21 protein-coding genes are annotated in these 21,675 nt (G+C 71.5%); 13 read left to right on the top strand and 8 right to left on the bottom strand.

What is annotated here, in order from left to right:
* Nucleotides 1-120 precede the first annotated feature (120 nt).
* Nucleotides 121-1,548 (bottom strand): MFS transporter, encoded by a 1,428-nt coding sequence (locus tag HJG45_RS21535; protein WP_171614934.1) that lies wholly within the window; start codon nt 1,546-1,548, stop codon nt 121-123.
* 379 nt (nt 1,549-1,927) lie between these two features.
* Here HJG45_RS21535 and HJG45_RS21540 point away from each other — a divergent pair, with 379 nt between their 5' ends.
* The 6 genes from HJG45_RS21540 to HJG45_RS21565 are packed head-to-tail and all read left to right on the top strand — an operon-like array spanning nt 1,928 to nt 7,544.
* Nucleotides 1,928-2,161, top strand: coding sequence for an exodeoxyribonuclease VII small subunit (locus HJG45_RS21540; protein WP_171614936.1), 234 nt, complete (start codon nt 1,928-1,930; stop codon nt 2,159-2,161).
* 19 nt (nt 2,162-2,180) lie between these two features.
* Nucleotides 2,181-3,092: a polyprenyl synthetase family protein gene (locus tag HJG45_RS21545; protein ID WP_171615072.1), complete on the top strand. Its 912-nt coding sequence runs from the start codon at nt 2,181-2,183 to the stop codon at nt 3,090-3,092.
* Complete coding sequence (gene dxs, locus HJG45_RS21550; protein ID WP_171614938.1) at nt 3,092-5,014, top strand: 1-deoxy-D-xylulose-5-phosphate synthase; 1,923 nt, start codon at nt 3,092-3,094, stop codon at nt 5,012-5,014. Before HJG45_RS21545 ends, dxs begins: the two co-directional genes overlap by 1 nt.
* Before the next feature lie 52 nt (nt 5,015-5,066).
* The gene (locus HJG45_RS21555) at nt 5,067-5,807 is read left to right on the top strand and encodes a TlyA family rRNA (cytidine-2'-O)-methyltransferase (protein WP_171615075.1); all 741 of its coding nucleotides are present in this window, start codon (nt 5,067-5,069) and stop codon (nt 5,805-5,807) included.
* On the top strand, nt 5,794-6,306 hold the full coding sequence (locus HJG45_RS21560) for a PaaI family thioesterase (protein ID WP_171614940.1): 513 nt from the start codon (nt 5,794-5,796) through the stop codon (nt 6,304-6,306). Before HJG45_RS21555 ends, HJG45_RS21560 begins: the two co-directional genes overlap by 14 nt.
* Nucleotides 6,307-6,341: 35 nt before the next feature.
* Nucleotides 6,342-7,544, top strand: a complete 1,203-nt coding sequence (locus HJG45_RS21565; protein ID WP_171614942.1) for an acetyl-CoA C-acyltransferase — start codon at nt 6,342-6,344, stop codon at nt 7,542-7,544.
* Nucleotides 7,545-7,611: 67 nt separating this feature from the next.
* On the opposite strand, the gene HJG45_RS21570 is transcribed toward HJG45_RS21565, so the two are convergent.
* The 4 genes from HJG45_RS21570 to fabI all read right to left on the bottom strand — a co-directional run bounded on the left by HJG45_RS21570 (nt 7,612) and on the right by fabI (nt 11,369).
* The gene (locus tag HJG45_RS21570; protein ID WP_171614944.1) at nt 7,612-7,755 is read right to left on the bottom strand and encodes a peptide chain release factor 1; all 144 of its coding nucleotides are present in this window, start codon (nt 7,753-7,755) and stop codon (nt 7,612-7,614) included.
* Between the two features lie 275 nt (nt 7,756-8,030).
* Complete coding sequence (locus tag HJG45_RS21575; RefSeq protein ID WP_171614946.1) at nt 8,031-9,242, bottom strand: hypothetical protein; 1,212 nt, start codon at nt 9,240-9,242, stop codon at nt 8,031-8,033.
* Between the two features lie 150 nt (nt 9,243-9,392).
* Nucleotides 9,393-10,496: a chorismate synthase gene (gene aroC, locus HJG45_RS21580; protein ID WP_171614948.1), complete on the bottom strand. Its 1,104-nt coding sequence runs from the start codon at nt 10,494-10,496 to the stop codon at nt 9,393-9,395.
* Between the two features lie 39 nt (nt 10,497-10,535).
* On the bottom strand, nt 10,536-11,369 hold the full coding sequence (gene fabI / locus HJG45_RS21585; RefSeq protein WP_171614950.1) for an enoyl-ACP reductase FabI: 834 nt from the start codon (nt 11,367-11,369) through the stop codon (nt 10,536-10,538).
* Nucleotides 11,370-11,475: 106 nt separating this feature from the next.
* Between fabI and pdxH the strand changes: the two genes are divergently transcribed.
* The 6 genes from pdxH (at nt 11,476) to HJG45_RS21615 (ending at nt 17,234) form a co-directional block, all read left to right on the top strand.
* Nucleotides 11,476-12,087, top strand: coding sequence for a pyridoxamine 5'-phosphate oxidase (pdxH, locus tag HJG45_RS21590; RefSeq protein WP_171614952.1), 612 nt, complete (start codon nt 11,476-11,478; stop codon nt 12,085-12,087).
* A 25-nt stretch (nt 12,088-12,112) separates the two neighbouring features.
* The gene (locus HJG45_RS21595; RefSeq protein WP_171614954.1) at nt 12,113-13,588 is read left to right on the top strand and encodes an AAA family ATPase; all 1,476 of its coding nucleotides are present in this window, start codon (nt 12,113-12,115) and stop codon (nt 13,586-13,588) included.
* Between the two features lie 36 nt (nt 13,589-13,624).
* A complete protein-coding gene (locus tag HJG45_RS21600) occupies nt 13,625-14,503 on the top strand; it encodes a universal stress protein (RefSeq protein WP_171614956.1) in 879 nt (292 codons plus the stop codon).
* Nucleotides 14,504-14,677: 174 nt separating this feature from the next.
* Nucleotides 14,678-15,262 carry a GNAT family N-acetyltransferase gene (locus HJG45_RS21605; protein WP_171614958.1) on the top strand — a complete coding sequence of 195 codons (585 nt, stop codon included), beginning with the start codon at nt 14,678-14,680 and terminating at the stop codon, nt 15,260-15,262.
* Nucleotides 15,263-15,364: 102 nt separating this feature from the next.
* Entirely contained in the window at nt 15,365-16,075 is a 711-nt protein-coding gene (locus tag HJG45_RS21610) for a pirin family protein (protein WP_171614960.1), read from the top strand.
* A gap of 106 nt (nt 16,076-16,181) precedes the next feature.
* The gene (locus HJG45_RS21615; RefSeq protein WP_171614962.1) at nt 16,182-17,234 is read left to right on the top strand and encodes an Ldh family oxidoreductase; all 1,053 of its coding nucleotides are present in this window, start codon (nt 16,182-16,184) and stop codon (nt 17,232-17,234) included.
* On the opposite strand, the gene HJG45_RS21620 is transcribed toward HJG45_RS21615, so the two are convergent.
* The 3 genes from HJG45_RS21620 to HJG45_RS21630 all read right to left on the bottom strand — a co-directional run bounded on the left by HJG45_RS21620 (nt 17,209) and on the right by HJG45_RS21630 (nt 19,998).
* Nucleotides 17,209-18,288 (bottom strand): putative zinc-binding metallopeptidase, encoded by a 1,080-nt coding sequence (locus HJG45_RS21620; protein WP_171614964.1) that lies wholly within the window; start codon nt 18,286-18,288, stop codon nt 17,209-17,211. The genes HJG45_RS21615 and HJG45_RS21620 overlap by 26 nt on opposite strands.
* Nucleotides 18,289-18,397: 109 nt before the next feature.
* A complete protein-coding gene (locus tag HJG45_RS21625; RefSeq protein ID WP_171614966.1) occupies nt 18,398-19,516 on the bottom strand; it encodes an HlyD family secretion protein in 1,119 nt (372 codons plus the stop codon).
* Nucleotides 19,513-19,998, bottom strand: coding sequence for a MarR family winged helix-turn-helix transcriptional regulator (locus HJG45_RS21630; RefSeq protein WP_217362999.1), 486 nt, complete (start codon nt 19,996-19,998; stop codon nt 19,513-19,515). The genes HJG45_RS21625 and HJG45_RS21630 overlap by 4 nt, the downstream gene beginning before the upstream one ends.
* Nucleotides 19,999-20,147: 149 nt before the next feature.
* On the opposite strand from HJG45_RS21630, the gene HJG45_RS21635 reads away from it, so the two are divergent.
* Nucleotides 20,148-21,671, top strand: coding sequence for a DHA2 family efflux MFS transporter permease subunit (locus HJG45_RS21635; RefSeq protein ID WP_171614968.1), 1,524 nt, complete (start codon nt 20,148-20,150; stop codon nt 21,669-21,671).
* Nucleotides 21,672-21,675: the final 4 nt, after the last annotated feature.

Below are 21,675 nucleotides of genomic sequence, written 5' to 3' on the forward strand. Positions count from 1 at the left end.
TGCGTCTCGGATCAGCGGACCGGTTGCCTGACCGGCCCGAGGCCCCGAATGGGGCCCGCGACCTGTATCGCGTCGCCGAGCAAACCGGAGGTTTGCGCCGCCGATCGAGGGGTGGCGATATCAAACATGGATGCCGTCGAGATCCTTGCCGGCATGCTCGGGGCTGAACCACCACACCACCGCCGCCTGGCCCAGCATGAAGACCGGGATGACGAGGAAGGCGAGGTGGAAGCTTCCGGTCGCCTCGCGGATCCAGACCGAGACGAAGGGCCAGAGCACGTAGCCGATGAAGAAGGCCAGCGCCCAGGAGAAGCCGTTGCCGACGCCGCGGATGCGGGTCGGGTACATCTCGGCGGTGTAGGTGGTCGCCGGGCCCCAGACGCCGAGGAAGCCGATGCTCCAGAGCAGGCCGAAGATCCAGAGCAGCGTCCGGTCCTGCGAATAGATCCAGAGCGTGAGGAACAGCGCGCCCTCCGCCAGCATCAGCACGAAGGCGAGCCGCCGCCCGAGCAGGTCGGAGATCCAGCCCGCGCCGGCAATGCCGACCACGCCGATCAGGCCCCAGGCGATGTAGAAGCTGCTGTACTCGGCCGTGGTCCAGCCATGCGCCTCCTTCAGGAAGAGCGGCATCCAGAGCCCGACGGTCGAGAAGGCGATGAGGTTGGTGACGGCGACGAAGGTCGCCAGGATGGTGTTGCGGCGCATATCCGGCAGGAAGAGCTGGCGCAGCCCCACCTTGTCGGCCTTGCCGAACCACTGTCGGTCCTCCTCGCTGATCGTCTGGCCGGACGCGAGTTCGGCGCGGATGCGCTGCTTGCGGTCGGTGGTGCGCACCCAATAGGGCGATTCCGGGCAGAGGAAGCGGACATAGACCGCCAGCAGCGCCACCACCGCCGGCAGCACGAAGGCGCCGCGCCAGCCCCATTGCCCGACGACGAGGGCGGTGATGGTGCCGGCCAGCGCCGCGCCGACGCCCCAGGCGGCGCGGTTGCTGCTGACGATGCGGGCGCGCAGCCGCGCCGGCCAGGTCTCGGCCACCAGCATGGAGCCGATCGCCCATTCGCCGTTGAGGGCGAAGCGGACGATGGAATAGGCGGCGACGAAGAACCCCCAGGTAGGCGCGAGCGCCACCAGCGGCATCATCAGCGAGAACATGGCGATGTTGATGGCCAGCAGCGTGCGCCGGCCGAAGCGGTCCGCCAGCCAGGGCCAGAGATAAAGGCCGATGATGCCGACCAGCATCGCGATCTGCACGCCGGTGCGGTATTCCGGCAGGGTGACGGCGAACTCCGCCATCACCAGCGGCGCGACGAGGGAGAAGATCGCCCCGTCCATGCCGTCGAAGCCCCAGCCCAGGCCATTCGCCCAGGCGATGTGCCAATGCGTCTTGGTCAGCTTCTCCTGCTGCGCCGCGTTGCGATAGGCCTGCGAGCGCAGGTGCCGCTCCTCGAGCGGACCGGCGGCGGGGGGAAGGCCTGCATCGCCTGCGAATAGTTCGCCGGCTACCGGTTTGCGCGGCGAGGCGCCGCCGAGCGTTGTCGAACTCATGGACTCTCTCCTCCTCGGTCCCGCCGGCGTGTCTTCACGCTCGGCTGCGCGGTGCCGCGCAAGGCCATTCCCCTGAGCGGGATGTCGCCTGGTCCGCATGCTGCGATGGCCGTGGCCAGCGCCGCAACATCCTTGTCGGCATCGGCTGCATGATGGGTTTGAAACAAGATGATTTTGCAACGATGCGGACGGGCGTGCGCCCCTTGCCGGCCGCCGTGTCGCGCCCGCGCCACAGGATGGGCCACCACAGCCGGGGCCAGGCGCGAGGTGAGGTTTTGCCACACGCGCGCAGGATGTATGGTGGGGGTTCGAGCCGGATGGGACCGCGCGGGGAAGGCGGGGCCGCCCGGCGCGCCAGAAGGGGGACAGAACGGGCATCATGACGGCACAGCGGGAGCTGGCCGCGCTGTCCTTCGAGGACGCGCTGCAGGAGTTGGAGGAAATCGTACGGTCGCTCGAAGGGGGCAAGGGCAGCCTGGCCCAGGCGATCGCGGATTACGAGCGCGGGTCCGCGCTGCGGCAGCATTGCGAGCGGAAGCTGGCCGAGGCCGAGGCGAAGGTGCAGGCCATCGTCGAGGGGCCGGGCGGCCCGGTGCTGCGCGATGTCGAGTGAGGTCGCCTGAGCGATGAGCATGACAACCGAGGCGGCGACGGACTCCCTGCCGCGCGCCATGGCGGAGGCCGCCGCCGAGATCGACGAGGCCCTCGCCGTCCTGCTGCCGCCGGAGGAGGGCGCCGAGGCGCCGCTCTATGCCGCGATGCGCTACGCCACGATCGGCGGCGGCAAGCGGCTGCGCGGCTTCCTCGTCCTCGAAGGCGCGCGGCAATTCTCGGTCTCGCGCCAGGCGGCGCTGCGCGTCGCGGCGGCGATCGAGATGGTGCACGCCTATTCCCTGGTGCATGACGACCTGCCGGCGATGGACGATGACGATCTTCGCCGCGGCAAGCCGACGGTGCACAAGGCCTTCGACGAGGCCACCGCCATCCTCGCCGGCGATGCGCTGCAGAGCCACGCCTTCACCGTGCTCGCCGAGGAGGACACGCATGCCGACCCGGCGGTGCGCGCCGAGCTGGTGCGCTGCCTCTCCCGGGCGGCCGGCCCGCGCGGCATGTGCGGCGGCCAGATGCTCGACATGCTGGCCGAGCGCGCCGGCAGCCAGCTCGACGAGGTGGCCATCGGCCGGCTGCAGACGCTCAAGACCGGCAAATTGATCGAATTCTCCGCCGAGGCCGGCGCCATTCTCGGCAAGGCGCCGCTCGCCCAGCGGCATGCCCTGCTCGCCTATGGCCGCGACCTTGGCGCCGCCTTCCAGATCGCCGACGACCTGCTTGACGCCACCGTGAGCGCCGAGGAGGCCGGCAAGGCCACCGGCAAGGATGCCGCGGCCGGCAAGGCGACCCTGGTCGGCCTGCTCGGGCTCGAGCGGGCGCGGCTGCAGGCGGAGCGGCTCGTGGCCCAGGCGAAGGGCCACCTTGACGGCTTTGGACGGAGGGGCGACCTCTTGCGCATGCTCGCAGACTTCACCATCGAGCGGAGGAGCTGATGTCGGCACCCCCCTCCACGCCTCTGCTCGACCGGGTTCGAATTCCCGCCGAAATGCGCAATTTCTCGACCGAGCAGCTCAAGCAGCTGGCGGACGAGCTGCGCGCCGAGACGATCCACGCCGTCAGCCAGACCGGCGGGCATCTCGGCGCCTCGCTCGGCGTGGTCGAGCTCACCGTGGCGCTGCACGCGGTGTTCGAGACGCCGCGCGACCGGCTGATCTGGGATGTCGGCCACCAGGCCTATCCGCACAAGATCCTGACCGGGCGGCGCGACCGCATCCGCACGCTGCGCCAGGGCGGCGGCCTCTCCGGCTTCACCCGCCGCAGCGAGAGCGAGTACGACCCCTTCGGCGCGGCGCATTCCAGCACCTCGATCTCCGCCGGCCTCGGCATGGCCGTGGCGCGCGACCTGAAGGGCGACACGCGCAACGTCATCGCCGTGATCGGCGACGGCGCGATGAGCGCGGGGATGGCCTATGAGGCCATGAACAATGCCGGCGCCGAGAAGTCGCGCCTCATCGTCATCCTGAACGACAACGACATGTCCATCGCTCCGCCGGTCGGGGCGATGAGCGCCTATCTGTCGAAGGTCGTCTCCTCGCGGCCCTTCCTCTCCATCCGCGACATGATGGCCAAGCTGGCGCGGCGCTTCCCGGCGCCGGTCGAGCGCGTCGCCAAGCGGGCGGACGAATACGCCCGCGGGCTGCTGACCGGCGGGACGCTGTTCGAGGAGCTGGGCTTCTACTATGTCGGCCCGATCGACGGGCACGACCTCGACCACCTCATGCCCGTGCTGCGCAACCTGCGCGACCAGGAGCTGCACGACCCGATCCTGCTGCATGTGGTGACGAAGAAGGGCAAGGGCTACGCCCCGGCCGAGGCCAGCGCCGACAAGTATCACGGCGTGCAGAAGTTCAACGTCATCACCGGCGAGCAGCAGAAGGCGCCGCCCGGCCCGCCCTCCTACACCAAGGTCTTCGCCAACGCCCTGGTCGCCGAGGCCGAGGCGGATGCGCGCATCGTCGCCATCAACGCGGCCATGCCCTCGGGTACCGGCCTCGACACCTTCGGCAAGCGCTTCCCGAAGCGGACCTTCGATGTCGGCATCGCCGAGCAGCATGCCGTCACCTTCGCCGCCGGCATGGCGACCGAGGGGATGAAGCCCTTCTGCGCCATCTACTCGACCTTCCTGCAGCGCGCCTACGACCAGCTGGTGCACGATGTGGTGCTGCAGAGCCTGCCGGTGCGCTTCGCCATGGACCGCGCCGGCCTGGTCGGGGCCGATGGCGCGACCCATGCCGGCAGCTTCGACATCGCCTATCTCGGCTGCCTGCCCGGCATCGTGCTGATGGCGCCGAGCGACGAGGCGGAGCTGATGCATATGGTGGCGACCGCGGCCGCCATCGACGACCGGCCGAGCGCCTTCCGCTACCCGCGCGGCGAAGGCTTCGGCGTCGAGCTGCCGGCGCGCGGCACGCCGCTCGAGATCGGCAAGGGCCGCATCGTGCGCGAAGGCAGCTCGGTCGCCATCCTCTCCTATGGCACGCGGCTGGCCGAATGCCTGCGGGCAGCCGAGGAGCTGGGCGCGCGCGGCCTCTCCACCACCGTCGCCGATGCCCGCTTCGCCAAGCCGCTCGACACGACGCTGGTCGAGCGCCTGGCGCGCGAGCACGAGGTGCTGATCACCATCGAGGAGGGTTCGGTCGGCGGCTTCGGCAGCTTCGTGCTGCAGCACTTGGCGCTGCGCGGGCTGCTCGATGCCGGGCTGAAGGTGCGGCCGATGTGCCTGCCGGACCGCTTCATCGACCATGACAACCCGAAGAAGCAGTATGACGAGGCGGGGCTGAACGCGGCGCAGATCGTCGCCATGGCGGTCTCGGCGCTCGGCAGCGGCGCGGCGGCGCGGCCGGCGCGGGCCTGAGGCCGGCAGCGGCGGGCAGGCCGGCCCGCCGCCGGAAGGACGGGGGTGGGCCATCGCCAAGGAGCGTGCCGATCAGGCGCTGGTGGATCGCGGCCTGGCCGAGAGCCGGACGCGGGCCCAGGCGCTGATCCTTGCCGGCAAGGTCTATGCCGGGGAGCGGCGGATCGAGAAGTCCGGGCAGCTATTGCCCCCCGGCACCGCGCTCGAGGTGCGGGGCCAGGACCATCCCTGGGTGTCCCGCGGCGGGGTGAAGCTGGCGCATGCGCTCGGCCATTTCGGCCTCTCGCCGGAGGGCAGGGTCTGCCTCGATGTCGGGGCCTCGACCGGCGGCTTCACCGATGTGCTGCTGCAGCACGGGGCGGCGCGGGTCTATGCGGTCGATGTCGGCCATGGCCAGCTCGCCTGGGGCCTGCGCAACGATCCCCGCGTCGTGGTGCTGGAACGGGTGAATGCCCGCTACCTCGAGCCGGCCCAGGTGCCGGAGGCGCCGGGCGTGCTGGTCTGCGATGCCAGCTTCATAGGCCTCGGCACGGTGCTGCCGCGGCCGCTCTCGCTCTGCGCCCCCGGCGCCTGGGCGGTGGCGCTGATCAAGCCGCAATTCGAGGTGGGGCCGGCGGTCGCCAAGGGCGGGGTGGTGCGGGATGCCGCGGTGCACCGCGCGGTCTGCGACCGCATCGCCGGCTGGTGGGCCGGTCTGCCGGGCTGGCAGGTGATCGGCATCGAGCCGAGCCCGATCCTCGGCCCCGAGGGCAACCGGGAGTTCCTCATCGCCGCCCGCCATGGCCGGCCATGACGTCACCGAACGCTCCCGCTATACCCGGCGCATGGACGATATCGCCCCCCAGGAGGTCCGCTACCCGGACCTGAAGCCCGGCCACGCCATCCCGCCCGCCCTGAAGGCGGAGGGCTGGAAGCCGGTCCCGGCCAAGGACTACCCGGCCATGATCGGCCCCTTCCTCGCCCGCCGCGCCGGCGAGGGGTGGGAATACGCCTTCCTGCCGGAGCAGCGGCACCTCAACATCGGCGGGGTGGTGCATGGCGGCATGCTGATGAGCTTCATGGACGACGTGCTCGGCATGACGGTATGGGAGGCGGCCGGCCGCCGGCCCGTCACCACGGTGCAGCTCAACAACCACTTCATGGCGCCGGGCCGGCTCGACGAGCTGGTGGTCGGCCGGGGCGAGATCCTGCGCGTGACGAAGAGCGTGGTCTTCGTCCGCGGGCTGCTCACCTCGGGCGGGCGGACCCTCGTGCATGGCGACGGGGTGTGGAAGATCCTCGGCACCAGCTGAACCGGGCGGGGCCGAAGACCAGGGAGGACAGCAGGATGCGGAGTGCCGTCATCGTCTCGACCGCGCGGACGCCGATCGGGCGTGCCTATCGCGGCGCCTTCAACGACACGCCGGCGCAGACGCTCGGCGGCCATGTCATCGCCGCCGCGGTGCAGCGGGCGAAGCTCGATCCGGGCGAGGTCGAGGACGTAATCATGGGAGCGGCCCTGCAGCAGGGCAGCCAGGGCTCGAATTTCGCCCGGCAATGCGCGCTGCGCGCCGGCCTGCCGCACAGCGTTCCGGGCATGTCGGTGGACCGGCAATGCTCCTCGGGGCTGATGGCGATCGCGACCGCGGCGAAGCAGGTGATCGTCGACGGCATGCAGGTCGCGGTCGGCGGCGGACTGGAATCCATCTCGCTCGTGCAGAACGACAAGATGAACCGCCACCGCACGCGCGATCCCTGGCTCGAGCAGCACGTGCCGCAGCTCTACATGAGCATGCTCGAGACCGCCGAGGTGGTTGCCGACCGCTACGGCATCAGCCGCGAGGCGCAGGACGCCTATGCCCTGCAATCGCAGCAGCGCACCGCCGCCGCCCAGGCGGCCGGCCGCTTCGAGAAGGAGATCGTGCCGCTGACCAGCGTCATGGCGGTGCAGGAAAAGGCAACAGGCGAGGTGAGCCGCAAGGAGGTCACCCTCACCCGGGACGAGGGCAACCGCGCCGACACGACGCTGGAGGGCCTCGCCTCGCTGAAGCCGGTCTTCAAGGACGGGCAGCGGGTGAAGGAGGGGCGCTTCATCACCGCCGGCAATGCCAGCCAGCTCTCGGACGGCGCCTCAGCCTGCGTGGTGATGGAGGCGGGCGAGGCCTCCCGCCGCGGCCTGCAGCCGCTCGGCATCTATCGCGGCATGGCGGTGGCCGGCACCGATCCGGACGAGATGGGCATCGGCCCGGTCTTCGCGGTGCCGAAGCTGCTGAAGCAGCATGGCCTCAGGATGGAGGATATCGGCCTCTGGGAGCTGAACGAGGCCTTCGCCTGCCAGGTGCTCTACTGCCGCGACAAGCTCGGCATCCCGGATGACCGGCTGAACGTCGATGGCGGCGCCATCTCGGTCGGCCATCCCTATGGGATGAGCGGCGCCCGCATGACCGGCCATGCGCTGATCGAGGGCAAGCGCCGCGGCGCGAAGTATGTGGTGATCACCATGTGCATCGGCGGCGGCCAGGGCGCCGCCGGGCTGTTCGAGGTGGCCTGACGCCAAACATGAAAGGGCCGCCGATGCAGGACATCGGCGGCCCGTTCCGGCGGTGCTGGGCCGTGGCTCAGCCCCCGGCCGCACTCCGCATGTCCTGAGTCCCGATCTCGGCCAGCAGGGACCAGACGCGGTCCGGGTCCATGCGGATTTCCGGATCGTTCAGGAGCCTGTCGAGCTCGGCGAGCTTGGCCTCGAATTCACGCTCGGTCATGCAAGCCTGTCTCCCATTTTGGCCGCGGCAGAAGCGGCAGCGCCCAAAGCCGCGGAAAAACGCAGTAGAAACACCGCGGTTGCGCGCTGCAACAATCCGGCAGGAGGGTGGCGGAACTGTGACGTGCCGCCCAATCTCGCGACCGATCCGTACCGAGAAGAACATGCTCCTCGGCCGGGCCGCGATGCGGTCACGGACGGTCCCTCTGGGGGGCTATCCGCCCACCAGGCACGGCGAGGGACGCTGCCGTCCGGCCGCGACCGGGCCTTGTCGCTTCACACGGAGGAGAGGACCGCCGGCGCCAGGCCGGGATGCCGGGCCGCGGCATGGGCCGGGTTGCGGAAGCGCAGCTCGCCCTCCGGCACCGCATCCGGCGCTGCCGCGCTGAACATCTCGAAGCGCGAGGCGCAGGTGACGGCCACCACCCGCCGCGCCGCCGGGGCGGTGAGAAACCGGCGGACCGCGCCCTCGAGCTCGAGATGCTCGCCCCGCAACGTGCGCCAGTCGGCGCGGTCGAGATCGTCGAGGAACATGGCCAGGATGCCGGGATGGGCGCCGGTCAGGCGATGCTCCGCCGCCGTGGCGGCGCGCCGGCAGACTGCCGCGGCGATCTCGTTCTCCCGTCCCGCCCGCGCCGCCATGGCGAAGACGCTGCCGCCATCCCGGCCGGTGGTGACGGCGAGATGCGCCTCATGCCCGAACAGGGCCCGCAGCCGCGCCGGCAGGCCGCCCGGCATGTCCTGCATCTGCGCGCCCGCGAGCATCAGCGGGTCGAGCTTCAGCACCGCCTGCGCGCCGGCATCCTGGCGCCGCTCGGCGCTCAGCAGCCCGCTGATCCGGCGCTGCAGCTCGGCGAGCTGATCGGGGCCGGAGATGCCCTCGGGCAGCGTCATCTTCAGCAGGTAGCGGCCGGGATGCGCCGCCAGCCAGGTCTGCAATTCCGGATCGATGGCGTCGACCAGCGTCCACCAGTCGCCGCGATGCACCGGCCGGCCCTCCTCGGCCGAGACGGTCTCGCAGACCACCTCGGCCGTTGCGCCGTCGCGCTCGGCCAGCATGTCGTAGAAGGCGCCCTCGGCCAGCCCGTCGAAGCGCAGGGTAAAGCCGTGCTGGCGCAGCCGGGCCGCGGTGCGGAGCAGATGGAAGAGCGGGATCAGCGTCGCCGGGCCGGTGAGCCCGGCCAGGATCAGGTCCTGCAGCTTGCGCCGGCCGGCGGGCGGCAGCGCTTCGGCCAGCACCACCGCTTCCTGCGCCAGCAGGCAAAGGCGGCGTTCGGCGAGCGTCGCCCGCCCGGCCAGCCGGCCATCGGCGATGCGCGAGAGGGCGAGTTCGAGGGCATGCCGCTGCTGCGCCGCCCGTCCGGAGCGGGAGCCGGGCTGCGCCCGCAGGCCGAGCTCCGCGACGCGCGCCAGCCATTGATCCTCGCCGCAAAGCGAAATGAAGCCGTTGAGCGCGGGAATATCCGCGGGCGGACCAGCGAAGGGCATGGCGACGTCTCACACTCCTCGTTGGGCAGACCTTCCCCGGCCGCATCGCGGAGCGTCAAGCGCACAGCCCGATCCCACCGCTCATACTATAGTACTGCCTGCCTCGGGACCCGAAGCCCAGCCGCCGGCAACAGCGCGCGGCGACCCCCTTCAGTTGCGCGGCAGCCGCGCCTCGGCCGGCGCATCCGGATTCTGCGCCCGGTGCCGCAGCAGGTGGTCGGCGAGGGTGATCGCCAGCATCGCCTCGCCCACCGGCACGGCCCGGATGCCGACGCAGGGATCGTGCCGGCCCTTGGTGAGCACCTCCACCTCCTGGCCGAATCGGTCCACCGAGCGGCGCGGCGTCAGGATGGAGGAGGTGGGCTTCACCGCGAAGCGGGCGATGATGGGCTGGCCGGTGGAGATGCCGCCGAGGATGCCGCCCGCATGGTTGTCGCCGAACCGCACCCGGCCATCCGCGCCCATGCGCATCTCGTCCGCATTGGCCTCGCCGGTGAGGGCGGCGGCGGCGAAGCCCTCGCCGATCTCGACGCCCTTCACCGCATTGATCGACATCAGCGCCGCGGCGAGATCGGCATCGAGCTTGCCGTAGACCGGCGCGCCAAGGCCAGGCGGGGCACCCTCGGCCACCAGCTCGATCACCGCGCCGAGGGAGGAGCCGGATTTCCGCGCCTCGGTCAGCATGGCCTCCCAGCGCCGCGCCGCCGCGCGGTCGGGGCAGAAGAAGGCATTCTCCTCCACCGCCGCCCAGTCCCAGGCGGCGCGGTCGATGCGGTCGGGGCCCATCTGGACCATCGCGCCGCGGATTCTCACGCCCTCCAGCACCCGGCGGGCGACGGCGCCGGCGGCGACGCGCATGGCGGTCTCCCGCGCCGAGGAGCGGCCGCCGCCGCGATAGTCGCGGATGCCGTATTTCAGCTCGTAGGTCAGGTCGGCATGGCCGGGCCGGAAGCGGTCCTTGATCTCCCCGTAGTCGCGGCTGCGCTGGTCCTGGTTCTCGATCAGCAGGGCGATGGGGGTGCCGGTGGTCAGCCCCTCGAAGGTGCCGGAGAGGATGCGGACCTGGTCCGGCTCCTGCCGCTGCGTCACGAATTTCGACTGGCCGGGGCGGCGGCGGTCGAGGAAGGGCTGGATATCCGCCTCGGTCAGGGCAAGGCGCGGCGGGCAGCCGTCCACGACGCAGCCGATGGCCGGGCCATGGCTCTCGCCCCAGGTGGTGACGCGGAAGAGATGGCCGAAGCTGTTATGGGACATGGCGCCGCGGCCTCGATGGGGATGACGGGGCGGGCCGGGTCAGACCGTGCTGATGTCGGGCGCGTCCACCGCCTTCATGCCCACCACGTGGTAGCCGCAATCGACGTGGTGGACCTCGCCGGTCACGCCGGCGCCGAGATCGCTCAGCAGGTAGAGCCCGGCGCCGCCCACCTCCTCGATGGTGACGTTGCGCTTGAGCGGGCTGTTGAACTGGTTCCACTTCAGGATGTAGCGGAAGTCGCCGATGCCGCTCGCCGCCAGGGTGCGGATCGGCCCGGCCGAGATGGCGTTCACCCGGATGCCCTGGCCGCCAAGATCGACCGCCAGGTAGCGCACGCTCGCCTCCAGCGCCGCCTTGGCCACCCCCATCACGTTGTAGTGCGGCGTGACGCGCTCGGCGCCGAGGTAGCTCATGGTCAGCAGCGCGCCGCCGCGCTTCATCAGCGGCACCGCCCGCTGGCTGACGGCGACGAAGGAATAGGCGGAGATGTCGAGCGCCTGCAGGAAGACGTCGCGCGGCGTGTCGAGGTAGCGGCCGCGCAGATAGTCCTTGTTGGCGAAGCCGATGGCATGCACCAGGAAATCGAGATTGTCCCACCGCTCGGCGATGGCGGCGAAGGCGGCGTCGATGCTGGCCTCGTCGCCCACGTCGCAGGGCACCACCAGGGAGGAGCCGATACTCTCGGCCAGCGGCCGCACCCGCTTCTCCAGCGCCTCGCCCTGATAGGTGAAGGCCACCTCGCCGCCCTGGGCGGCGACCGCCCGGGCGATGCCCCAGGCGATGGACCGGTCATTCGCCACGCCGATGACAACCCCCCGCTTGCCGGCCATGAGCGTGCCGGTGGGTGCTGCAGCGAGGGGCGCTTCGGACATGCGGCGGCGGGATCCGGCTTGTTGCGAACGGGCAGGCGTGGTGGCACACCGCCGGACGCCGGGCAAGAGCTTCCGGCCGCACGCCTTGTGACCCGGGATTTCCGCCATGGACAGCAGCACCGAGGATCCCTTCGACCGTTTCGCGGCCTGGATGGCGGAGGCGACGAAGAGCGAGCCGAACGATCCGAATGCGGTCTGCCTGGCGACCTGCACGCCGGAGGGGCGGCCCTCGGCACGAATGGTGTTGCTGAAGGGCACCGATCCGCGGGGCTTCGTCTTCTACACCAACCTCGAGAGCCGCAAGGGCGGCGAGCTGCTGGCCAATCCCTTCGCCGCGCTCTGCTTCCACTGGAAGAGCCTGCAGCGCAGCGTGCGGGTGGAGGGGCCGGTGGAACGCGTCACCGATGCCGAGGCCGACGCCTATTACGCCTCCCGCGCTCGCGGCTCGCGCATCGGCGCCTGGGCCAGCCGGCAGTCCCGGCCGCTCGAGGGTCGCTGGGCGCTGGAGAAGGCGGTGGCGGAGTACACGCTGAAATTCGGCCTCGGCGAGATCCCCCGCCCGGATTTCTGGTCCGGCTTCCGAGTGCTGCCGCAGCGGATCGAATTCTGGCGCGACATGCCCTTCCGCCTGCACGACCGGCAGGTCTTCCACCGCGTCGCCGGCATCGGCGCGGGCGATGGGGGCGGGGGCTGGCGGGTCGAGGCGCTGTATCCGTGAGGCCGCGCCGTCCGGCCGGCGGCGCATGATCCCGCCGGCGCAGGCGGAGACGGCGGCGCTGCTCCGCCGCCTCACCAGTGCCGAGCCGGTCGAGACGCATATCTCGGCCGTCTATGTCGGGCGGGATGCCGCCTTCAAGCTGAAGAAGGCGGTCGCCCTCGGCTTCCTCGACTTCTCGACACTGGCGGCGCGCGAGCATTTCCTTCGGCGCGAGCTGGAGATCAACCAGCCCTTCGCGCCGAGCCTCTACCGCGACGTCCTGCCGGTGACGCGGGCGCCGGATGGCGGCCTCGCCCTCGGCGGCGAGGGCGAGGTGGTGGACTGGGTGCTGCGGATGGCGCCGGTCCCGGCCGGGGACTTCCTCGATGCGGTGGCGGCGCGGCAGGGGCTCGACGGGGTGCGGCTGGATGCCGTCGCCGACGCGGTCTTCGCCCAGCACGCCGCCCTGCCGCCGGTCGCGGGCATCGACGCGCCCGCCGCGATGCGCCGGGTGCTGGCGGGCAACGGTGCGGCGGCGCGCGCGGCGGGCCTGCCGGCGGCGCGCGTCGAGGCGCTGGTCGCGGCGACCGAGGCCTGGATCGCCCGCCTCGCGCCGGTGCTCGCGGCCCGCGCCGCGGCGGGAAGGGTGCGGCGCTGCCATGGCGACCTGCATCTCGGCAATCTCTGCCTGGTGGAGGGCCGGGTGACGCCCTTCGACGCGCTGGAATTCGACGAGGATCTGGCGCGGATCGATACCGGCTACGACCTCGCCTTCCTGCTGATGGATCTCGACCACCGGCTCGGCCGCGCCGCCGCCAACCGGGTGCTGAACCGCTACGTCGCGCGCGGCGGCGATGCCGGGCTGGTCGCCGGCCTGCCGCTCTGGCTATCGGTCCGCGCCATGATCCGGGCGCATGTCGTGGCGAAGGCGAGGGGCGTGGGGGAGGGGCTGCCCTATCTGGCCCGCGCCGAGGCGATGCTGGCGCCGCCGCCGCCGCGCCTGGTCGCGGTGGGCGGGCTGCAGGGCACCGGCAAGTCGCGCCTCGCCCGCGCCCTGGCGCCCGCCCTTGGCGCCGCGCCGGGGGCGCTGGTGCTGCGCAGCGACGAGATCCGCAAGCGCCGCGCCGGCCGGGCACCGGAGGAGCGGCTGCCGCCCGAGGTCTATGCGCCGGAGGCGAGCGCCGCGGTCTTCGCCGAGCTGGATGCGCTGGCCGCCGAGGCGCTGCGCGGCGGCCATGCCGTCATCGCCGATGCCGCCTTCCTGCGCGACTCCGAACGCGACGCGATCGAGGCGGCACGCGGCGCGGCGCCCTTCACCGGGTTTTGGCTGGAGGCGCCGTTGCCGGTGCTGCGCGCGCGCATCGAGTCCCGCCGCGGCGATGCCTCGGATGCCGATGTCGCGGTGCTGGAGGCCGCGGCGGCGCGCGGGGTCGGGGCGGTGCGCTGGGTGAGGCTGGACGCGACGGAGGATCCGACCCCGGCGGCCCTCCGGTGCCTGGGCTTGAACGGCGATCGGCTCTAGCAGACATTCACCTCCTGCGCCCTCAGGAGACGCGCCATGGCCTATCGCCGCCTGCTTCTGCCGCTGACCGGGACCGCCTCCGGGGAAGCCGCCCTCGCCACCGCGCTGATGGTGGCGCGGATCTGGAACGCGCATGTCCACTGTCTGCATGTCCGGGTCGATGCGCGGGACGTCGCGCCGCTGGCGGGCGAGGGGCTGTCGGGCGCGATGATCGAGGAGATGATGGCGGCGACCGAGCGGGAGAGCGGCGAGCGCGCCAGCCGCGTGCGGGCCCTCTTCGAGCGCTTCGCCGACCACTCGGGCGGCGTGATCCTCGCCGACAGCGCCGAGAGCGCGCTGAAGGCCGATGGCCCGACCCTCTCCTTCGAGAGCATCGCCGGCCGCGAGGAGGATGTGGTCGCCCAGCAGTCGCGCCTCTACGACCTCGCCGTGGTGCCGCATCCGGAGGCGGGGGAGGATGTCTCCTCCTCCGACGCGCTGCATGCGGTGCTGTTCGATTCCGGCCGGCCGGTGCTGATCGCGCCGCGCGAGGCGCCGGCGACCATCGGCACCCGGGTCTGCTGCGCCTGGAACGGCTCGGCCGAGAGCGCCGCGGCCATCGCCGCGGCGCTGCCCTGGCTGCACCGGGCCAATGCCGTGCGGCTGCTCTATGCCGATGAGTACCAGCGCCGCGGCCCGACCGTGGATGGCATCCGCGCCTATCTGCGCTGGCACGAGATCGAGGCCGAGCCGGTGCTGTTCAAGCCGCAGACCAAGGATGTCGGCGCCGGGCTGCTCGGCGCGGCGCGCGACTTCCGCGCCGATCTGCTCTGCATGGGCGCCTACAGCCATTCGCGGCTGCGCCAGCTCATCCTCGGCGGCGTCACCCGGCATATCCTCGAGAACAGCGACATGCCGGTGCTGATGTGCCGGTAGTTCCCCACGACTAATCCCCCACGACGCCGCTGCGCGGCGCCACGGAGGCCCCGGGAGTCGCATCGGGTACAGGCGCGTCACGGCCTGCCGAGGCGAAGCCACGGCAGGGCAGCGGCAGGGTCGGGCCGCGGGCCTGAGACGGAAGCGATTGGCGGGGAGGCGCGGGAGAGGACCATGCCAACCCGTCTGGTGCGACCGGCACCGGAGCATCTCCCCGCCTATCTCGAAGCGCTGGACCGTGGCTGGTCGCCGGACAATGCGCGGCCGGCGGAGACCGCGCGGGCCGAGCGGGAGGCCATCGCCCGCGACCCCGCCGCCTTCCTCGCCGGGCTCGACGACCCCGAGGCCCGGGGCGCGCCCGTCACCCTGCCCGATGGCAGCACCCGGCCGCGCCTGCCGGGCTTCCGCCGCTGGATCTGGGATGCCGGCTTCTGCGGCTCCATCGGCCTGCGCTGGCAGCCCGGCACGCCGGACCTGCCCTCGCATGTGCTCGGCCATATCGGCTATGCCGTGGTGCCCTGGCGCCGCGGCGAGGGGCAGGCGAGCCGGGCGCTCGGCCTGATGCTGCGCGAGGCGGCGCCGCTCGGCCTGCCCTGGGTCGAGCTGACCACCGATCCCGACAACCTCGCCTCCATCGCCGTCATCACCCGCAATGGTGGCATTCTGGTCGGGCGCTTCGAGAAGGATGCCGCCTATGGCGGGGCGCCCGGGCTGCGCTTCCGCATCGCCCTGCCGTCCCTCATGGGGCCCCCGCGATAGCGCCGGCCAATGATGGCAATCAGGCTCACGGCATGGCGAGCGGTTCGGCGCCGGGCCATCTAGGGGCCAACGGACGACAAGACGTCCGATGCGAGGCTCCCGATGATCGAAGTCCGACCCTTCAAGACCCTTGGCGGCGCCGACCATGGCTGGCTGAAGGCCCGCCACCACTTCTCCTTCGCCGGCTACCACGATCCCGCGCGGATGAACTGGGGCAGGCTGCGCGTCTGGAACGATGACGAGATCGCCGCGGGCACCGGCTTCGACCCGCATCCGCACCGCGACATGGAGATCGTCACCTATGTCCGGGACGGCGCCATCACCCATCGCGACAGCCTGGGCAACGAGGGCCGCACCGAGGCGGGCGACGTGCAGATCATGTCGGCCGGCACCGGCGTGGTGCATAGCGAGTACAATCTGGAGCCGGAGACCACCCGGATCTTCCAGATCTGGATCATCCCCGACCGGCGCGGCGCGACGCCCAACTGGGGCGCCAAGCAGTTCCCGAAGGCGAGCCGCGAGGCCGGCTTCGAGGTGCTGGCGAGCGGCCGGCCGCAGGATGCCGAGAGCGGCGCCCTGCCGCTGAATGTCGACGGCGCCGTGCTGGCGACGACGCTGAAGGCCGGGCAGACCTTGCGCCAGCCTCTCGCCGAGGGCCGCGCCGCCTATCTCGTCCCGGCGAAGGGCGCGGTGACGGTGAACGGCGTGGCGCTCGGCGCCCGCGACGGCGCCGGCATCGTCGACGAGCCGGTGATCGAGATCACCGCCGGCGAGGATGCCGAGCTGGTGCTGGTCGAGGTGGCGAAGGAGTAACCCCCCGACATTCCAAGGGCGCAGGCTGGGGGGCAGGCGCGGGCCTGCCCCCTTTCGCTGCCGGCACTTCGGCGCGAAGCTCTCGCCATACAGGCGGGAGGGACGGATGCCGAAGGTCCAGGCCGAGAGGCTGCGCGAGATCGGCCGCGCGCTGCTGATGGCGAATGGCGTGCCGGAGGATGAGGCGGCGACCGTCGCCCGCCATGTGGTGAACGCCAACCTCGCCGGGCATGACAGCCACGGCGTCATCATGCTGCCCAATTACATCGAGCGCGTGCGCGTCGGGCACATCGTCCCCGGCGCGCCCTTCGCCATCGTGCAGGAATCGCCGACGACGACGGTGGTCGACGGGAATTGGGGCTTCGGCTACGTCATCAACGAGCGCGCCATGCAGCTCACCATCGAGAAGGCGGAGAAGAGCAACATCGCCGCCTGCACAGTGTTCCGCCAGGGCCATGTCGGGCGCCTGGCGAGCTATCCGCTGATGGCGGCGAAGGCGGGGATGATCGGCATGGCCTGGGCCGATAGCGGCCGCTCCCCCAAGGGCGTCGCGCCCTTCGGCGGGCGGGCGGCGCGGCTCGGCACCAACCCCTGGGCGATCGCCGTGCCCTCCGACCTCGACGGCCCCTTCTGCATGGACTTCGCCACCTCGGCGGTGGCGATGGGCAAGGTGAAGCTCGCCGAGGCGCGCGGCCAGGAGATCCCGCGCGGCTGGGTGGTGGACAGCGAGGGCGACCTCACCACCGACCCGAAGAAGATCAATGGCGGCGCCCTGCTGCCGCTCGGCGGCGCGGGGGAGGGCTACAAGGGCACGGCGCTGGCGGCCATGGGCGAGGTGTTCTGCGGCATCCTCACCGGCCTCGGCTTCGGCGTCGAGCCGAGCGGCCGGCACAATGACGGCTGCTTCCTCATCGCCATCAAGGTCGAGGCCTTCCGCCCGCTGCTGACCTTCCGCCAGGAGGTGGCCGACTTCGCCCACTACCTGAAGGACACGCCGCCGGCCAAGGGCAGCCAGGGCGTGCTCTATCCCGGCGAGGTCGAGCACCGGGCGGAGCGGCAGCGCGCCGCCGAGGGCATCGAGATCGAGGAGGCCACCTGGGCGAAGCTGAAGGGCCTCGCCGAGGCGGGCGGCCTCACGGCGAAGCTGGGTTTCGCCTGACCTCCCGGATGAGGCGGTGGATGAAGCCGAGCTTCTCCATCGCCGGCGGGGAGAGCACGAAGGGATAGAGATCGGCCGAGCCCATGCAGCGGTTCAGGCTGTTCACCGCGAAGGTCAGCGGCAGCCAGGCCTCCAGCAGCGGCTCGACCCTCTCCTGGGTGTAGGGGTCGAAGTCGATCCTGGCATCGAGGTCGTCGGTCTTGGCGACCTTCGGCGCCACCTGCAGGCCGAAGGCGTCCGCCATCTCCAGCGTGTCGACGATGTGCAGGTAATGCGCCCAGGTCTCGGCGAAATCCTCCCAAGGGTGGGTCGTCGCATAGGCGCTGACATAGGCCTCCTGCCAGTTGGCCGGCGGCCCTTCCTTGTAGTGGCGCTGCAAGGCCGCGCCGTAATCCTGGCTGTCGTCGCCGAAGACGGCGCGGCATTCCTCCAGCTTGCCGCCGTCGCGCACCAGCAGGTCCCAGTAATGATGCCCGCTCTCGTGCCGGTAATGGCCGAGCAGGGTGCGGTAGGGCTCGCCCATGGCGTTGCGGCGCTTCTCGCGCTCGGTGTCGTCGGCCTCGACCAGCGCCATGGTGATCAGCCCCTCGTCATGCCCGGTCATGACGCGCGAGGTGCCGCCATCCGGCGGGTCGGCCAGGACGTCGAAGGCCAGGCCGTGCTGCGGGTCGGCGATGCGGTCCTCGAGCGGCAGGCCGAGGCGGAGCAGGGAATAGACCAGGCGGCGCTGCGCGTCCTGGATCTTGCGCCAGGGCTGCAGGTTCTCCGCGACAGCGAGATCGGGCACCGTCCGGTTGTGCCGGCAGGCGAGGCAATAGGCATCCGTCGTGCCGGGCGGCACCAGCCAGTTGCAGGCATCGTATTGCGCATTGGTGCAGAACAGCCGCTGCTGGTCCTTGGCGGCGAGCGGCGTCCAGGCCGGGTCGCCCGCCGGCTCCAGCGCCGAGAGCCGCGTCACCTCCGGCAGGAAGCCGAGGCGGAAGCCGCAGCGCTCGCATTTGGTGTTCTCGAAATACAGAACCTGATCGCAGTTCTGGCAGCGGAACAGTCGCATGCACGGCCTCCATGGCGGCCGGAGGGGGGCCGCGATGTCTCGCAGGACGCGTGACGCGGCGGCGGGTTTCGCGGATGCGAAAAACCGCCTCCTCCGCCTCCGTTCTGGCTCAGTTCCGGGCGCTGGCCACTGGCGCGCCGGCGGGGGCCGCGGCATTCGCCCCGCCGCGGAACCAACCGGCGATGGCAAGGGCGACGTCGCCGAGGCGGCGCTGCCGGCCGGTATCGATCGCGACCGTCGCGGTGACGCCGGCGCGCAGCGGCGGCTCGCCGGGGAAGGGCTCGAGCTGGATCCGCACCGGCAGGCGCTGCACCACCTTCACCCAATTCCCGGAGGCGTTCTGCGGCGGCAGGATGGCGAACTCGGCCCCGGTCGCCGGGCTGATGCTCTCCACCACGCCTTGCCAGCGCAACTCGGGATAGAGGTCGAGCACCACCTCCACGAGCTGCCCCGGCACGATATGCGTCAGGGTCGTCTCCTTCAGATTGGCCTCGACCCAGGGGCGGCGCTCCGAGACCAGGGCGAAGACCGGCACCGCCGCCTTGACCTGCTCGCCGCGCTGCAGCCGCAGGTTCACGATGGTCCCGCCGACCGGGGCGGTGACCGTGGTGCGCCGCAGGTCGAGCAGCGCCTGGTCACGCTCGGCCATGCGCTCGCGCACCGTCGGGTGGTCGTCGACCGGCAGGTCGGGGTCGCCCTTCAGCGCCGTCAGCAGACGGAGCAGCCGCTGCCGCACCACCTTGATGCGCTCGCGCGCCACCTCGGCATCGCTCTGCGTCTCCTCGAGCTTGGTGGCCGGGGTGACGCCGCGGGCGGCCAGCGCCTGCTGCCGTTGCGCTTGGCGCATGAGGTAGTCGGCGCGGTTCTGCAGCTCCCCGAGCTCGCTCTGCGTCTCGAGATAGGTGGCGCGCGCGGTCTCGACCGCGGTGCGGGCGGCGTCGAGCTCGGCCTCGGCCTTCGCCAGCGCCAGGCGGAAGGGCTCGGAATCCAGCCGCAGCAGCACCTCGCCGGCGCGGACCCGGCCGTGATTGAGCACCGCCACCTCGAGGACGCGGCCGCCGACCTCGGGTGCGATCTGCACGATATCGGCCTTCACATAGGCATTCTCGGCGGTCACGTAGCGGCCGCCCCGCTGCCAGAGGAAGGCGGCGCCGGCCAGCACCAGCAGCGGCACGCCGAGCAGCAGCAGGAGGCGCTGGAGGCGCCGGCGGGCCGCGGGCGTGCTCATGGCGCGACGGCCGGCCGCTCGGCTGCCGGCACGGTGGGCCGCCGGGCGCCGAGGCTGAGGAGCTGCCCCTTCACCCGCTCCATCATCCCGGTCAGCGCCTCGCGCTCGCCCTCGTCGAGGCAGGCCATGGCGTCGTCGAGCAGCGTCTCGGCGATGCGGCCCATCTCGGCCTGCACCCGCTCCGCCGCCGCGGTGAGGTAGAGACGGTTGACGCGCCGGTCGTCCGGATCGGGGCGGCGGACCAGCCAGTCGCGGCGCTCCATCCGGTCGATCATCCGCCCGGCCGTCGCCCGCTCCACCTCCAGCATCTCGGCGAGCTCGGACTGGCTGATGCCGGGATGCCGGTGCAGCCGGCTGAGCACCAGCCATTGCGAGCGGGTGAGGCCGATCCGCCGCACCCGCCGGTCGAAGCTCGCGCGCATCAGCCTCGCGACGTCGGCGATCAGGAAGCCGATTTGCCGGCGATCCTCCTGCTGGGGCAAAGGGCGTCTCCCGAGGGGGCCGGACCTGGCCCGGCATCGCGTGGTCGTGCGCGCCACGGATTGTTGCCCAACTCAACATCACCCGGCAGACTTTCGTCAAGGTTACAGGTCTGTCATGCCCCTCGGCCGCCCCATCCTCGTCCGTCCCGATGTCCGACCGGCCTGACGGCACCGAGCTGCCGGCGCTGCGCCGGGTGCTGATCCTGGCGGTGGTGGTGCTCGGCTCGACGCTCTACGCGACGACGCTGCTCGTCGCCTCCACCCTGCTGCCGCAGATGCAGGGGAGCATGGCGGCGACCTCGGACGAGATCGCCTGGACCACCACCTTCAACATCCTCGCCACCGCCATCGCCACGCCGACCAGCGGCTTCCTCGCCGCCCGCTTCGGCCGGCGGCGGGTGATGCTGACCGGGGTGCTGGGCTCGACGCTGGCCACCTGGCTCTGCGGCCAGGCCGAGAGCCTGGAGGCGCTGGTGCTGTGGCGGGTGCTGCAGGGCGGCATCGGCGCGCCGGTGGTGCCGCTGTCGAACGCCATCGTGCTCGACAGCTTCCCGCGCCGGCAGGCCGGGCTGGTCAGCTCGATCTTCGGCATGACCGTGGTGCTCGGCCCGGTGATCGGCCCGGTCTTCGGCGGCATGCTGGCCGAGAGCTACAACTGGCGCTGGGCCTTCTACATGATCGTCCCGGCCGGGCTGCTGGCCGGCCTGGCGCAATGGCTGGTGCTGCCGCGCGACCGCCCCGCGGCGCGGGTGCCGATGGACTGGACCGGCTTCCTCGCCCTCGCCACGGCCATCGCCTGCCTGCAGCTCGTCTTCTCGCGCGGCCAGCGGCTCGACTGGTTCGAGAGTACGGAGATCATCATCGAAGCGGGCATCGCCGCGCTCGCCTTCTGGATCTTCCTGGCGCATTCCCTCACCGCCGACCGGCCCTTCCTCAATCTGCGGCTGCTGCTCGACCGCAACTACGCCATCGGCCTGTCGCTGGTGCTGATCTACGGCATGGTGAACTTCACCCCGATCGTGCTGCTGCCGACCCTGCTGCAATCCCATGCCGGCTATCCCGACAGCATCATCGGCCAGATCGTCGGCTATCGCGGCATCGGCGGCGTGCTCGGCTTCGGCAGCACGCTGGTGATCGGCCGGCTCGATCCGCGGATCGGCATGAGCCTCGGCTTCGGCCTGCTGGTCGCCTCCGGCCTCTGGCTGATGAGCCTCGACCTCAATGTCGATGTCGACACGCTGCGGCTGAACGCCGTGCTGCAGGGCGTCGCGGTCGGCGTCATCTGGGTGCCGCTGACGGTGCTGACCTTCCGCACGCTCGACACGCGCTACACCGCCGAGGCGATGTCGGTCTTCCACCTGCTGCGCAACCTCGGATCGAGCCTGTTCATCTCGGCCAGCGTGACCGAGATCGTCCGCTCGACCACCGCCAATTACAGCCGGATGACCGAGTCGCTCTCGTTCTACAACCGCGCGCTGGCCATGCCGGACCTGATGGGCGGCTGGAGCCTGGAGACGCTGCAGGGCGTGGCGCGGCTGTCGCGGGAGATCGACCGGCAGGCGGCGATGATCGGCTATCTCAACGCCTTCGGCCTCTATACGGCGGTCTCGGCGGTGGCGATCCTGCTGGTGATGCTGGCGCGCGGGCTGGCGCGCGCGCCGGCAGCGCAGTAGGGGC

The organism is Roseicella sp. DB1501 (genome assembly GCF_013112485.1).
Classification (GTDB): Bacteria; Pseudomonadota; Alphaproteobacteria; order Acetobacterales; family Acetobacteraceae; genus Paracraurococcus.

Excerpts from the sequence above, each read along its gene's own strand:
- HJG45_RS21535 (WP_171614934.1), bottom strand. The coding sequence starts at position 1,548 with ATGAGTTCGACAACGCTCGGCGGCGCCTCGCCGCGCAAACCGGTAGCC.
- HJG45_RS21540 (WP_171614936.1), top strand. The coding sequence starts at position 1,928 with ATGACGGCACAGCGGGAGCTGGCCGCGCTGTCCTTCGAGGACGCGCTG.
- HJG45_RS21545 (WP_171615072.1), top strand. The coding sequence starts at position 2,181 with ATGACAACCGAGGCGGCGACGGACTCCCTGCCGCGCGCCATGGCGGAG.
- dxs (WP_171614938.1), top strand. The coding sequence starts at position 3,092 with ATGTCGGCACCCCCCTCCACGCCTCTGCTCGACCGGGTTCGAATTCCC.
- HJG45_RS21560 (WP_171614940.1), top strand. The coding sequence starts at position 5,794 with ATGGCCGGCCATGACGTCACCGAACGCTCCCGCTATACCCGGCGCATG.
- HJG45_RS21565 (WP_171614942.1), top strand. The coding sequence starts at position 6,342 with ATGCGGAGTGCCGTCATCGTCTCGACCGCGCGGACGCCGATCGGGCGT.
- HJG45_RS21570 (WP_171614944.1), bottom strand. The coding sequence starts at position 7,755 with ATGACCGAGCGTGAATTCGAGGCCAAGCTCGCCGAGCTCGACAGGCTC.
- HJG45_RS21575 (WP_171614946.1), bottom strand. The coding sequence starts at position 9,242 with ATGCCCTTCGCTGGTCCGCCCGCGGATATTCCCGCGCTCAACGGCTTC.
- aroC (WP_171614948.1), bottom strand. The coding sequence starts at position 10,496 with ATGTCCCATAACAGCTTCGGCCATCTCTTCCGCGTCACCACCTGGGGC.
- fabI (WP_171614950.1), bottom strand. The coding sequence starts at position 11,369 with ATGTCCGAAGCGCCCCTCGCTGCAGCACCCACCGGCACGCTCATGGCC.
- pdxH (WP_171614952.1), top strand. The coding sequence starts at position 11,476 with ATGGACAGCAGCACCGAGGATCCCTTCGACCGTTTCGCGGCCTGGATG.
- HJG45_RS21595 (WP_171614954.1), top strand. The coding sequence starts at position 12,113 with ATGATCCCGCCGGCGCAGGCGGAGACGGCGGCGCTGCTCCGCCGCCTC.
- HJG45_RS21600 (WP_171614956.1), top strand. The coding sequence starts at position 13,625 with ATGGCCTATCGCCGCCTGCTTCTGCCGCTGACCGGGACCGCCTCCGGG.
- HJG45_RS21605 (WP_171614958.1), top strand. The coding sequence starts at position 14,678 with ATGCCAACCCGTCTGGTGCGACCGGCACCGGAGCATCTCCCCGCCTAT.
- HJG45_RS21610 (WP_171614960.1), top strand. The coding sequence starts at position 15,365 with ATGATCGAAGTCCGACCCTTCAAGACCCTTGGCGGCGCCGACCATGGC.
- HJG45_RS21615 (WP_171614962.1), top strand. The coding sequence starts at position 16,182 with ATGCCGAAGGTCCAGGCCGAGAGGCTGCGCGAGATCGGCCGCGCGCTG.
- HJG45_RS21620 (WP_171614964.1), bottom strand. The coding sequence starts at position 18,288 with ATGCGACTGTTCCGCTGCCAGAACTGCGATCAGGTTCTGTATTTCGAG.
- HJG45_RS21625 (WP_171614966.1), bottom strand. The coding sequence starts at position 19,516 with ATGAGCACGCCCGCGGCCCGCCGGCGCCTCCAGCGCCTCCTGCTGCTG.
- HJG45_RS21635 (WP_171614968.1), top strand. The coding sequence starts at position 20,148 with ATGTCCGACCGGCCTGACGGCACCGAGCTGCCGGCGCTGCGCCGGGTG.